Raw genomic sequence first — 13,480 nt, 5'->3', positions numbered from 1 at the left:
AAATGAACAGATTTTTCCGCAATGCCGGCTTTTACTTATTGATCTTCCTGATCACCGTGGGCATCGTCAACTTCATTACCGGTGAGAAGCAGGACAAAACGGAGATCACCTACTCCCAATTCCTGCAAAAGGCACAGGCGGGGCAAGTCAAGGACGTCACCGTCACCTCCGAAGGCTTGACGCTCAAGCTCCAAGGGAAGTTGTCCGACGATAAGGACTACGTGTCCCGCGCCCTGTTCAGCGAGGATTTCTCGCAGAAGCTTGGCAACGATCTGGCCAAAGCCAACGTCAAGATCAACGAACCGCAGAAAGAATCGGTTTGGCTGACGTTTTTGACGTCGATCGTTCCGTTTATCGTGATGTTCATTCTGTTCTTCTTCCTCTTCAACCAAGCTCAAGGCGGCGGCTCCAAAGTGATGAACTTCGGCAAGAGCCGCGCCAAGCTGTACACGGAAGAGAAGAAGAAAGTTACGTTTGAGGACGTTGCGGGTGCCGACGAGGAGAAAAACGAACTCGTCGAAGTCGTCGAGTTCCTCAAAGACCCGCGCAAGTTCGCCGCACTGGGTGCGCGCATTCCGAAGGGCGTTTTGCTCAACGGGCCGCCCGGCACCGGTAAAACGTTGCTCGCCCGCGCGGTTGCAGGCGAAGCAGGCGTTCCGTTCTTCTCGATTTCCGGTTCCGACTTTGTCGAGATGTTCGTCGGGGTCGGTGCATCCCGCGTTCGCGATCTGTTCGAAACCGCCAAGAAGAACGCGCCTTGCATCATCTTCATCGACGAAATCGACGCTGTCGGCCGTCACCGCGGAGCCGGTCTTGGCGGCGGGCATGACGAGCGCGAACAGACGCTCAACCAGTTGCTCGTCGAGATGGACGGCTTCGGCGCGAACGAAGGCATCATCATCATCGCGGCGACCAACCGACCGGACATCCTCGACCCGGCGCTCTTGCGTCCGGGACGATTCGACCGTCAGATCACCGTCAACCGTCCGGACGTCAAAGGCCGGGAAGCGATTCTGAAAGTCCACGCCCGCAACAAACCGATCTCTCCGGACATCCCGCTCGAAGCGATTGCCAAGCGCACGCCGGGCTTCACCGGCGCCGATCTGGAGAACGTCTTGAACGAAGCGGCGCTGCTCGCAGCCCGTCAGAACAAGCGCCTGATCGAGACCACCGATATCGACGAAGCGATCGACCGCGTCATGGCCGGCCCTGAGAAGCGCAGCCGCGTCATGAGCGAGCACGAGCGCAAACTGGTCGCCTACCACGAGGCGGGTCACGCCGTCGTCGGCTACCACCTCGAACACGCGGACGAAGTGCACAAAGTCACGATCGTTCCGCGCGGCATGGCAGGCGGGTACACCGTCATGCTGCCGAAGGAAGACCGCTACTTCATGACCCGCTCGGAGATGTACGACAAAATCTCCGGTCTGCTCGGCGGCCGTGTCGCCGAAGAGATCGTGCTCGGCGAGATTTCCACCGGGGCTTCCAATGACTTGGAGCGCGTCACCGCCATCGCCCGCAGCATGGTCACCGAGTACGGCATGTCCGACAAACTGGGCAACTTGCAGTACGGACACCGCCAAGGCGGTCAAGTGTTCCTCGGCCGCGATATCAACGCCGAACAGAACTACTCCGACACGATTGCGCTGGAAATCGACAAAGAGATGCGCCGCATCATCGACCAAGCGTACACCGTGACCAAGGACTTGCTCACCAAGCATCGTGACCAGCTCGACTTGCTGGCGCAAGTGTTGCTCCAGAAGGAAACGATCGACAAAGCGACGATCGACTCCCTCATGGAGAACGGCGTGCTGCCGGATGGCTCCCGTGTTGACTTCAGCGTCAACATCAAAGCCTCCGATGCTACGACCGTTGATAAGTCCGACGATTCTTCGGCACAGTCTGACGAAACTCGCGAATAAGGAGAAGAAAGGGGGTATCTCGATAAGAGTGCCCCCTTTTTTCTTGTGCTTAGGATGAGTACAATAAGGTAAATATGTAATCGAAGCAGATTACAGATGAGGGAGTGGGATTTTTGCGATTAGCTGCTTTAGAGAAACTGCATCCCGGAACTCGCTTGGCCCGCTCGATCTTGGATGAGAAAGGGACTATCTTGCTGGGGTCCGGGGTTGAACTGACCGAATTTTTGACCAAGCGGCTCCTTGCAATGGGAATTACTTCTGTTTATATTGAAGATGACCGCACCGCCGACATCGTCATTGAAGACGTGATCTCGCAACAGACGCGCCAAGAAGCGCTTGGACTTGTACATACTTCGATTGCGGACTTGACCGCTCCGGAGCGTCTGCCGCGACACTTTCAACAGAAGCAGATCGGACGGAGCATTCGCGATTTGTTCGATGTGATACTTTCGGAGATGAAGTCCAAACCGAACGCCACGTTTCATCTCTCCAACATCTACTCGACCGACAATTTTCTCTACCACCACTCGGTGAACGTTTCCATCCTCGCGATGGCGATCGGCATGGAGATGGGGCTGACGCAAAAGCAACTGCTCGACTTGGGAGTCGGCACGTTGTTGCACGACGTCGGCAAACTGTCGCTGCCGCAGGAGATCTTGAACAAACCGGGCCGGTTGACGGTAGAAGAGTTCGAAGTGATCAAGCAGCACCCGATGGTCGGGTATGAGATTTTGCGTCAACAGGACGACATCTCGATCCTCTCGGCGCACGTGGCGTTGCAGCATCATGAGAAACTCGACGGCACCGGATACCCGCGCGGACTCAAGGGCGATGAGATTCATCTCTACGCCCGCATCACCGCTGTCGCCGACGTGTATGAAGCGCTGACCGCCAACCGCGTCTACCGCAAGGGGCAGTTGCCGCACCTCGCCTTGGAGTTGCTGCTCGGCTCGTGCGGCACGCACTTTCAAACCGATATCGTGCAAAAGTTCCTCAAAACGGTGTCGATCTACCCGCTTGGGATGACCGTCACCTTGAACACCGGCGAGGAAGGTGTGGTCGTGGAGGTGGCGCCGCGACATCCGCAGCGCCCGACGATTCGCGTGCTGCGAAACGAGCGCGGCGAGGATGTGGAGCAGCCGTACGAAATCAACCTGATGGACGAGTTGACGACGATGATCGTCGCTTGCGAAATGTAAGTTCGAATTTCAAACCAGACCTAACAGGGGGCCAAGACAGCGATGACCGTCGAGAACACGACCCAGGTACCGAGCAAGCCGATGAAAAGCGACATCGAAATCGCGCAGGAAGCGAAGCTGTTGCCGATCAAACAGATCGCCGAAGGAATTGGGCTGACGGAGGACGACATCGAGCCCTACGGCAAGTACAAAGCGAAGATCTCGCTTGATGTCTACCGCCGCATGCAAGCGCAAAACAAACCGGACGGCAAGTTGATCCTCGTCACGGCGATCTCGCCGACGCCGGCGGGCGAAGGCAAATCGACGACGACCGTGGGCTTGGGACAAGCGTTGGGCCGCAAACTCCAGGGCACCGGCAAGACCTCGATGATCGCTCTGCGCGAACCGTCGCTCGGTCCGTCGTTTGGCATGAAGGGCGGCGCTGCCGGCGGCGGCTACTCCCAAGTGGTCCCGATGGAAGACATCAACTTGCACTTCACCGGGGACTTTCACGCCATCACCGCCGCGCACAACTTGCTGGCAGCGTTGATCGACAACCACATTCACCAAGGCAACCCGCAGCGCTTCGACGTGCGCCGCATCGCGTGGAACCGCGTGCTCGACGTCAACGACCGCGCCCTGCGCCAAGTGGTGGTGGGGCTTGGCGGCGTCGCCAACGGCATCCCGCGCGAGTCCGGGTTTGACATCACCGTGGCATCGGAAGTCATGGCGGTGCTCTGCCTCGCCGCGGACGAAGCCGACCTCAAAAACCGCTTGCGCAAAATCATCGTCGGCTACAACGTGGACAAAGCGCCGATCACCGTCGCCGACCTCGGCGCGGAAGGTTCGATGACCGTTCTGCTCAAAGACGCGATCAAGCCGAACCTCGTGCAGACGCTGGAACACACGCCGGCGCTCGTCCACGGCGGCCCGTTCGCCAACATCGCGCACGGTTGCAACTCGGTCATCGCGACCAAGATGGCGCTGAAGCTCGCCGATTATGTCGTGACGGAAGCCGGATTCGGCGCCGACCTCGGGGCGGAGAAGTTTTTCCACATCAAGTGCCGCCAAGCGGGGCTGAACCCGTCGGCCGTCGTGGTCGTCGCCACCGTCCGCGCGCTGAAAATGCACGGCGGCGTGGAAAAAACCGATCTGGCAACCCCGAACTTCGAAGCGGTCACCCGCGGGTTGGACAACCTCTCCAAGCATGTGGAGAACGTGCAGATGTTCAACATGCCGGTGGTCGTCGCCGTCAACAAGTTCCCGACCGACACGCCGGAAGAGATGGCCGTCATCTCGAATTGGTGCGCGCAGTACGGAATTCCGGTCGCGCTCTCGGAAGTGTTCACCGACGGCGGCGCAGGCGGCTTGGAACTGGCGGAGAAAGTGCTCGACGTGGTGGAAAACCGCCCGGGCGGTCTGATGTTCCTCTACAACCTCGAAGACAGCATCGAAACCAAGATCGACACCATCGTCCGGGAAATCTACGGCGGAGCAGGCGTGCAGTACGCGCCCAAAGCGCTGACCACGCTTAAGAAACTGCAAGAGATGGGGCTGACGCATCTTCCGGTGTGCATGGCGAAAACCCAGTATTCCTTCTCCGACAACCCGAACTTGCGCGGGCGACCGGAGGGCTTCACGATCACGATCCGCGAGCTGCGCATCTCGGCGGGCGCGGGCTTCGTCGTCGCCGTCACCGGCGAGATCATGACGATGCCGGGCCTGCCGAAACAACCGGCGGCTCTCTCGATCGACCTGCTGGAAGACGGCAAAATTACCGGTTTGTTCTAATGAAAACAGACCTCGACGGGCAGACTGCTTTCGTCGGGGTCTTTTTTTAGGATTTCGACAGAAGTTCGACAAATTGACAGGTTCCCGACCAAGAGTTAGAATGCAGACATATGGCATTTTGCAACCAGCCCATTTTAACTCCAAAGGGGGCACTGCTCGCGATGGCCCAACTGCTTACGGTACCGAATCGTGAACAGAACGAATATTACGTGGAACGTCTGCAACAGTTGAAGAAGGAGCGCAACGCGATCATCTTGGCTCATTACTACATGCGCCCGGAAGTGCAAGCGGTCGCCGATTACATCGGGGATTCGTTTGGTTTGTCGCAGAAAGCCCGAGACACCGATGCGGACGTCATTCTTTTTTGCGGCGTTCATTTCATGGCGGAAAGCGCCAAGATTCTCAATCCTGATAAAATCGTCCTCATGCCGGATGAGCGTTCCGGCTGCCCGATGGCCGACATGGTCACCGGCGAGGGCTTGCGCAAGCTGAAAGCGGAACATCCGAACGCGACCGTCGTGGCGTACGTGAACACCTCGGCGGACGTCAAAGCGGAAACCGACATCTGCTGCACCTCTTCGAACGCTCTGAAAGTCATCGAATCGGTGGAATCCGACGAGATCATCTGGGTTCCGGACAAGAACCTGGGCCACTACGTCTCCCAGTTCACCGACAAGAAGATGATCATCTGGCAGGGCTACTGCAACACGCACGACCTGTTGACGCCGGAAGAAGTGCTGGAGTTGAAGCGCCAGTACCCGAACGCGCCGATCGTCGTGCATCCGGAATGCCGTCCGGAAGTCGTGGCGCTGGGCGACTATGTCGGTTCGACCACAGGTATCCTCAAGTATTGCCGCGAGACGAACTTCGAGGACTACATCGTGGCGACCGAAGAGGGCGTGCGCTACATGTTGGAGAAGGAAGGGCCGACCAAGAACTTCCACTTCGCCTCCCGCTTTATGGTCTGCCCGAACATGAAGGTTCACAACGTCAAGAAGATGGTCCGCGCGCTGGAAACCATGCAGCCGCAGATCGAAGTGGACCCGGAAATCGCGGCCAAAGCCAAGCGTTCTCTGGACAACATGCTCGCGGTGGTGCCGGAGAAAGCCTAACCTCATACTTGCTTGATCGGTGAAGGAGATCCTGACGATGTTTGCGAGATTTATTGCCAACTTTACCCCGGAGCAGGCGGATGTTCACGACACAGACGTGGTCATCGTCGGCACCGGGATTGCAGGGTTGTACACCGCGCTGAAGATCGCGGAGTACGCCGACGTCGTGATCCTGTGCAAGAAAGGTCTCACCGAGAGCAATACCAACCGGGCACAAGGGGGAATCGCCGCGGCCATCGCCGAGGGCGATTCCCCTCACTTGCATCGGGAAGACACGCTGATGGCGGGAGCGGGCTTGAACTCGATCGCCGCTGTCGATGTGTTGGTCCACGAAGGCCCGGAATTGGTGGAAGACCTGATTCGACTGGGCACGCAATTTGATTTAGAAGGGGAAGACCACCACTTGGCGTTGACCAAGGAGGGGGCGCACAGCCGCCGCCGCATCTTGCATGCCAACGGCGATGCCACAGGTGCCGAGATCGTGCGCGCGCTGGCCGCTCAAGTTCGCAAAAACAAGCGGATCCAAGTGATCGAGAACGCTTTCGCCATCGACTTGATCACGGCGGAGAACGGCTCTTGCAAAGGGCTGCTCTACGAGCACCGGAACTCCCTGCACTACATACGGTCCAAAGCGACCGTCCTCGCCACCGGCGGGGCGGGGCGGATGTACCGCTACACCACGAACCCGGACGTGACCACCGCCGACGGATTTGCGATGGCGTACCGGGCGGGCGCGCAATTGGAGGACTTGGAGTTTATTCAGTTCCACCCGACCGTGCTCGTTTATCCGGGGGCGCCGCGCTTTTTGATCTCGGAAGCGGTGCGCGGCGAGGGCGCCGTGCTTCGCAACGCGGCGGGCGAGCGCTTTATGCCGGCGTATCACGCGCTGGAAGAGCTGGCGCCGCGCGACATCGTGGCGCGCGCCATCGTCTCGGAAATTGAAAAAACCAAATCGACCTACGTCTACCTCGACATCACCCACCAGCCGCCGGAGTTGATCAAGTCGCGCTTCCCGACGATCTATGCGTTTTGCTTGAACTACGGGCTGGATATGACGACCGACTGGATTCCGGTCGCCCCGGCGCAGCACTACGCGATGGGCGGGGTGAAGACCGACCTCTACGGCGAGACCAACGTTCGCCGCTTGTTTGCATGCGGCGAGGTCTCCTGCAGCGGCGTGCACGGTGCAAACCGCTTGGCCTCGAACTCGCTGTCGGAAGCGATCGTGTTCGGCAAGCGCATCGCCGACCGCGTGCGGGCGTTTTTGGACGAACCGTGCGAGCACATCGACTTGCCGCGAGTTCCGACGCGCTACCCGTCGCCGGTGGAGATGATCGAAGACCGCAAACTGCATCTGCAAAAAGTCATGGTGCGCTATGTCGGCGTCAAGCGCACCAAGGAATCGTTGGAGCGGGCGCTCGCGGAGATGGGTCGATTGGCTCCGATGTTGTCGCACGCGTACAGCGAACCGTCGGAGTGGGAGTTTATCAACTTGCTGACGACCGCAATGCTGACGGCGCAGGCGGCGCTCTTGCGCGAAGAATCGCGCGGCGGGCATTACCGCAACGACTTTCCGAAGCAAGACGAACAGTGGTTGAAGCACATCGTATTCCAGCACGGGATCGGTGTCATTGAAGAGGGGTGCTAACGAATGAAGCTGGATATTCGTGCCATTGAAACCATCGTACAAAACGCGTTGGCCGAAGACGTCGGGTTTGGCGACATCACCACCAACTCGATCGTCCCGACCGACAAGCTTGGCCGCGGTCTCTTGGTCACCAAGGAGCCGGGCGTGATCGCAGGCCTTGATGTAGCGGAATTGGTGTTCCGCCTCGTCGACCCGAACCTGACCGTCACCCGCCATGTGGAAGACGGCGAGCAAGTGCCCAAAGGTCACCTGGTGATGGAAGTCAACGGTTCCGCCCGTTCGATTTTGACCGGCGAGCGCGTGGCGCTGAACTTCTTGCAACGTCTGTCCGGCATTGCCACCCGCACGGCGAAGTTCGTCGAGATGGTGCGCTATTACAACGCCAAGATCGTCGACACCCGCAAGACCACGCCGGGCCTGCGCGTGTTGGAGAAGTACGCTGTCGTCGTCGGCGGCGGACGCAACCACCGCTTCGGGCTGTTTGACGCGGTGTTGATCAAGGACAACCACATCGAGATCGCTGGCGGCGTCAAGCAAGCGATCATCGCGGCGCGCCATCAGATCCCGCACACGATGCGCGTGGAAGTGGAAGTGGAGAACATGGAGATGATCGACGAAGCGCTGGAAGTCAAAGCGGACATCATCATGCTCGACAACATGACGCCGGAACAGATGGACGCAGCGGTGGAGAAGATCGCAGGCCGCGCTTTGGTTGAGGCGTCGGGCGGCGTCACCGAAGAGACGATCGTTGAGATCGCCAAAACCGGCGTCGACTACATCTCCATCGGCGCACTGACCCACTCGATCAAGTCGCTCGACATCTCCCTGGACATCGAAGCGAAGTAAAAGGAGTCAACCGGAATGATTCTCGTATTGGATGTAGGCAACACCAACATCACCCTCGGGGTGTACAAAGACCAAGAGTTGCTGGTGCACTGGCGCATTGCGACGATCCGTGAGCGCACCGAAGACGAGATGGGCATCTTGATCAAAAGTCTGTTCCACGACCGCGGCTTGGACCCCAAGGACGTGGAGGGCGTGGCGATCTCGTCGGTCGTGCCGCCGCTGATGTTTGCGCTGGAGCGCATGGCGATCAAATACTTCGGCCACAAGCCGATCACCGTCGGACCGGGCGTGAAGACCGGCCTCAACATCAAGTATGAAAACCCGCGCGAAGTCGGCGCCGACCGCATCGTCAACGCCGTCGCGGCGCTGGAAAAGTACGGCGCGCCGCTGATCATCGTCGACTTCGGCACCGCCACGACCTTCTGCGTGATCAACGAGAAGGGCGATTACATGGGCGGCGTCGTAGCGCCGGGCATCGGCATCTCCACCGATGCGCTGTACAACAAAGCCGCGAAGTTGCCGCGCATCGAGATCGCGCGCCCGCCGAGCGTCGTGGGCCGCAACACCGTCACCTCGATGCAGTCCGGCGTGCTCTACGGCTTCACCGGGCAAGTCGACGGCATCGTCGGCCGCATCAAAAAGGAATTCAACCTTCCGTTCAAAGTGGTCGCCACCGGCGGACTTTCCGGCCTCATCGCCGCCGAGTCCTATGAGATTGAGATCAAGGACGACAACCTCACGCTGGACGGTTTGCGCATCATCTGGGACATGAACCAAGAGAGAGGTGTATAACAATGGCGGTAAGACCTGTAGTGTTGGAAGGCGAACCGGTGCTGCGCGCAGTGGCAGATCCGGTCGCGAAGAACGAGTTTAACGCGGAGCTCTTCAAACTGCTCGACGACATGGCCGACACCATGTACGACTACCACGGCATCGGATTGGCAGCCCCGCAAGTCGGCATCTCCAAGCGCGTGATCGTCGTCGATTACGGTGACGAATACGGCGGCCTGATCGAGATGATCAACCCCGTGATCACCGAAAAAAGCGGCTCCGTCGTCGACGTCGAAGGCTGCCTCTCCATTCCGGGCCTGCGCGGTCATGTCGAGCGATTCGACAAGCTGACCATCCAGTTCCAACAGCGGGACGGACACACCTACGAGATGAAGCCGGAGGGCTACTTTGCCCGCGTCTTCCAGCATGAGATCGACCATCTCGACGGCATTCTCTACACCGACAAAGCGATCGACACGTTCCCGGTCGACGAGAGTGAACAAATTCCGGAAGACGAACAATAAGTGCAAGTTTGAATTTTCCAGAGTTTGATCTGGTAAAAAACACAAACCTGCTATAAACTAGTGAAAAAGCCCCTGCCGGAAGCAAGGGCTTTTTCTCTGCCAAATAAGGGAGCGTGAGTTCATGTCGGACAAACACCTGGAGGACACCGTCAGCAAAGTGGTGGCGTTGATGGAGCGGATGCTCGATTTGCAAGATCGTATGGTCAAACAGATGGAAACGGTGACCGCGCAAGTCGAGGAACTGCAAGAGCGTCTCGACGAACTGGCCCCTGTCGCTCCCAAGAGCAACCGTCTGAATTGAAGAGAGCGCCGCACGCCAAAAAATAAGGTTGCCAGAATTTTTTGTCGTGTGGTACTCTAGCGATAGATATCGAAAACGTTTTCGATACAACGCTTAAGAAAGCGTTTTCGGAGGTGAATGCAGTGGGCCCGACAATCAAAGATGTAGCGAAGGCAGCCGGCGTTTCGATCACGACCGTCTCCCGCGTGCTGAACCAATACTCGGACGTCAATCCCAAGACCCGCACCAAAGTGCTGAAAGTGGTCGAGCAGCTCGGATACAGGCCGAACTCGGTGGCCCGGTCTCTGGTGATGAACCGCACGAACACCGTTGGTTTGGTCGTCTCCGATCTCTCGCGTTCGCGCAACGGGCATCACTTTATGTTTGACGTACTCTGCGGGATCAACGACCGCGTGCAAGAACTGGGGTATGACCTTGTGCTGTTCTCGACGTCGACGACCGCGCAGAAGAAAACGCCCTACCTCGACTTCGTGCGCCAGCGCCGCGTGGACGGCGTGTTGATGATGGGGATTCGCTTGGACGACCCGTACACCCACGAGGTGGTGGAAGCCAGCGTCCCGAGCGTGTTGATCGATGTGCCGTTGATTTCCGAGACGTGTTCGTATGTGACCACAGACAGCGTCGTCGGCGCAAAGCTGGCGGTGGAACACCTGTTGGAACTGGGGCACCGCCGTATCGGATTCGTCAACGGCCACGCCCAAGCCGCCGTTTCCAAGGAGCGACTCCAAGGCTATCGGATCGCGCTGGAAGCAGCGGGGATGGCGTTCGACCCGGAACTGGTCTACTACGGCAACTTCGAGCAAGAGGACGGGGCGAACGGCACCGCCGAGCTCCTGCGCAAATTCCCGGACTTGTCGGCGATTTTTTTCGCGTCCGACCTGATGGCGCTCGGCGCTTTGAAATACTTGCAAACACATTCCCTGCCCGTGCCGAATTCGCTGTCGATCGTCGGCTACGACGACATCGAACTGGCGTCCCTGATGCAGCCGGCGTTGACCACCGTGCGCCAGAAGCGCTACGAGATGGGCCAATCGGCTGCGGAGACCCTGATCCGGATGCTGGAGCAAAACGAGAAGGGCCGCGGCATCGTCTTGCCGCCGGAACTGGTCGTTCGCGAGACGACCGGCGTGCATGAGGAGACAACTTCAGACATATAGCAGAGATAGAGAGACCGAAAACGTTTCCTGCCGAGGTTGGAACCGTTTTCTCTTTAAAACTTATCGAAAACGTTTTCGGAAAAACGCTTTCGGTCTTAGCCAGGAGGTACGAGATGGACGATCAAGTCATCAAAGAGAACGACTTGTTTTTGCTGACCAACAACCGGGGCGACGTCTTGGCGGACAGCGAGTTGATCGTCGGACTGTTCACCGACGACACGCGCTTTTTGAACCGCTTGGAAGTGCACGTGGAGAACTTGGAGATGATCTTGCTCTCCTCGCGCGTGTCGCACGACTTCATCGGCCGCGTCAAATTGACGAACAAAGAACTCGTGGAGAACCACGAAGTGAAAGTGTGGCGCGAATCGATCAACTTGGAGAGAAAGCGCTTCATCTCACAGGGCGTGCTCTACGAACGCTTGCTGTTTCGCAACTACAACATCTACCCGGTTCCGCTCTCTGTGCGCGTGGAAGCCGGCTCCGATTTCGCGCACATGTTCACCGTGCGCGGTTACGAAGAGGCCGCGCGCGGCAACCGCTTGCCGCTGCAAACCTCGGCAACCGGAGTCCGCTTCGCCTATGACGGCCAAGACGGCGTGAAGCGCCGCACGCACTTGCAAGCGAATCCGGCTCCGACCGAAGTGACGGCAGACGGCGTGCTGCGCTTCCAGTTTGAACTTCCTCCGCAAGGCGCGCACGAAATCCTGCTCACCGTCGTCCCGGAGATCGATGGTCGACAGGGCACGGTGCAAGACCCGGAGAGAGCGCTGACGCAACTGAAGTCCTCGTACGCGCAGTGGCAGAGCGAAATCACGAAAGTTTGCACCGACAACGACGCGTTCAACCGACTGTACGATCGGTCGACGCACGACATGTTCGCGCTCTTGACCGACCTCGGCGACGGACGCTTCCCGACGGCGGGCGTGCCGATCTTCGCGGTGCCGTTCGGCAGGGACTCGTTGATCGCCGCGTGGCAGACGGCGGCGGTGCATCCGGAGATCATGCGCGGCACACTCAAGACGATGGCGCGCCATCAGGGCACCAAGATCGACCCGTGGCGCGAGGAGCAGCCGGGCAAGATCCTGCATGAGATCCGGTACGGCGAGCTCGCCAACTTGAACATCATCCCGCACGCACCGTACTACGGCTCCATCGACTCCACGCCGCTGTTCCTCGTGCTCGCCGCCGAGTACTTCGACTGGACGGGCGACGAACAATTTCTGCGCGAACTCCTGCCGAATTTGGAAGCGGCGCTCACGTGGATCGATCAATACGGCGACCGGGACGGCGACGGTTTCGTGGAGTACTACCAAGAGTCGAGCAAGGGCTGTGCCAACCAAAACTGGAAGGACTCCGGCGACTCGATGGTGCACCGCGACGGGACGCTCGCCCGTGCGCCGCTCGCGCCGGCGGAAGTGCAAGGCTACGTGTACGACGCCAAGATCCGCCTCGCCCGTCTGTTTGAACAACTGGGCAGCGGCGAACGCGCAATCCTGCTGCGCGAATCCGCCGAGCAGCTCAAAGCGCAATTTACGAAAACGTTTTGGATGGAAGATCAATCATACGTCGCGATGGCGCTGGACGAGAACAAAGCCCACGTCGGCTCTGTCGCGTCCAACCCCGGCCATTGCCTGCTCTCCGGCATTCTGGAGGAGTCCCAAGCCCGGCACGTCGCCGACCGCCTGCTGTCGGACGACCTGTTCTCCGGCTTCGGCATCCGCACGCTGTCGGCGAGCGAGAAAGCGTTCAATCCGATGAGCTACCACAACGGCTCGATCTGGCCGCATGACAACTCGCTGATCGTCATGGGGTTGAAGCGATACGGCTTCCACGAGCACGCCGACCGCGTTATGTCCGGATTGATCGAGGCAGCGGCGCACTTTGCGTACGACCGCTTGCCGGAACTGTTCTGCGGCTACAGCCGTGCGGAGGAAGACCCGGTGCCGTATCCGGTCGCGTGCTCTCCGCAAGCGTGGGCGGCCGGCACGCCGCTGACGTTTGTGCGCGTCATGCTCGGCTTGATGCCGAACGTCGCGGACGGTGTCCTGCGCCTCTCGCCGTCGCTTCCCCGAGGCATCAACCAGATGGAAGTTAAAAACCTGCGGGTGGGCAACGGGTCCCTCGACCTGTTGATACAAAAATACAACGACCAACACACCACTTGGAAAGTGCTTCGCAACACCACCGGACTGCAAGTCATCTCCGGCTAAAAACAAGGGGGAATCACTGA

11 protein-coding genes are annotated in these 13,480 nt (G+C 59.0%); all 11 read left to right on the top strand.

The window, feature by feature from the left end:
- Window positions 1-2 precede the first annotated feature (2 nt).
- The 11 genes from ftsH (at window position 3) to EL26_RS09895 (ending at window position 13,460) form a co-directional block, all read left to right on the top strand.
- Entirely contained in the window at window positions 3-1,922 is a 1,920-nt protein-coding gene (gene ftsH / locus EL26_RS09945) for an ATP-dependent zinc metalloprotease FtsH (RefSeq protein WP_038087613.1), read from the top strand.
- 245 nt (window positions 1,923-2,167) lie between these two features.
- Complete coding sequence (locus EL26_RS09940) at window positions 2,168-3,121, top strand: HD-GYP domain-containing protein (protein ID WP_152559225.1); 954 nt, start codon at window positions 2,168-2,170, stop codon at window positions 3,119-3,121.
- Window positions 3,122-3,163: 42 nt separating this feature from the next.
- On the top strand, window positions 3,164-4,891 hold the full coding sequence (locus EL26_RS09935) for a formate--tetrahydrofolate ligase (RefSeq protein WP_052036206.1): 1,728 nt from the start codon (window positions 3,164-3,166) through the stop codon (window positions 4,889-4,891).
- Window positions 4,892-5,052: 161 nt separating this feature from the next.
- Window positions 5,053-6,003, top strand: coding sequence for a quinolinate synthase NadA (nadA, locus tag EL26_RS09930; protein WP_038087608.1), 951 nt, complete (start codon window positions 5,053-5,055; stop codon window positions 6,001-6,003).
- A gap of 37 nt (window positions 6,004-6,040) precedes the next feature.
- A complete protein-coding gene (nadB, locus tag EL26_RS09925; protein ID WP_038087605.1) occupies window positions 6,041-7,651 on the top strand; it encodes an L-aspartate oxidase in 1,611 nt (536 codons plus the stop codon).
- Between the two features lie 3 nt (window positions 7,652-7,654).
- Window positions 7,655-8,497, top strand: a complete 843-nt coding sequence (gene nadC / locus EL26_RS09920) for a carboxylating nicotinate-nucleotide diphosphorylase (RefSeq protein WP_038087603.1) — start codon at window positions 7,655-7,657, stop codon at window positions 8,495-8,497.
- A gap of 15 nt (window positions 8,498-8,512) precedes the next feature.
- Window positions 8,513-9,289 (top strand): type III pantothenate kinase, encoded by a 777-nt coding sequence (locus EL26_RS09915; RefSeq protein WP_038087600.1) that lies wholly within the window; start codon window positions 8,513-8,515, stop codon window positions 9,287-9,289.
- 2 nt (window positions 9,290-9,291) lie between these two features.
- Complete coding sequence (def, locus tag EL26_RS09910; RefSeq protein WP_038087597.1) at window positions 9,292-9,792, top strand: peptide deformylase; 501 nt, start codon at window positions 9,292-9,294, stop codon at window positions 9,790-9,792.
- Window positions 9,793-9,913: 121 nt separating this feature from the next.
- Window positions 9,914-10,093 carry a hypothetical protein gene (locus EL26_RS09905; RefSeq protein ID WP_038087594.1) on the top strand — a complete coding sequence of 60 codons (180 nt, stop codon included), beginning with the start codon at window positions 9,914-9,916 and terminating at the stop codon, window positions 10,091-10,093.
- A 122-nt stretch (window positions 10,094-10,215) separates the two neighbouring features.
- Complete coding sequence (locus EL26_RS09900; RefSeq protein WP_038087592.1) at window positions 10,216-11,250, top strand: LacI family DNA-binding transcriptional regulator; 1,035 nt, start codon at window positions 10,216-10,218, stop codon at window positions 11,248-11,250.
- Between the two features lie 113 nt (window positions 11,251-11,363).
- Window positions 11,364-13,460, top strand: coding sequence for an amylo-alpha-1,6-glucosidase (locus EL26_RS09895; protein ID WP_038087589.1), 2,097 nt, complete (start codon window positions 11,364-11,366; stop codon window positions 13,458-13,460).
- Window positions 13,461-13,480: the final 20 nt, after the last annotated feature.

It is taken from the genome of Tumebacillus flagellatus (assembly GCF_000714935.1).
Lineage (GTDB): Bacteria > Bacillota > Bacilli > Tumebacillales > Tumebacillaceae > Tumebacillus > Tumebacillus flagellatus.
Note: the sequence above shows the minus strand (reverse complement) of the source record. Positions and strands in the feature narration are given on the sequence as shown.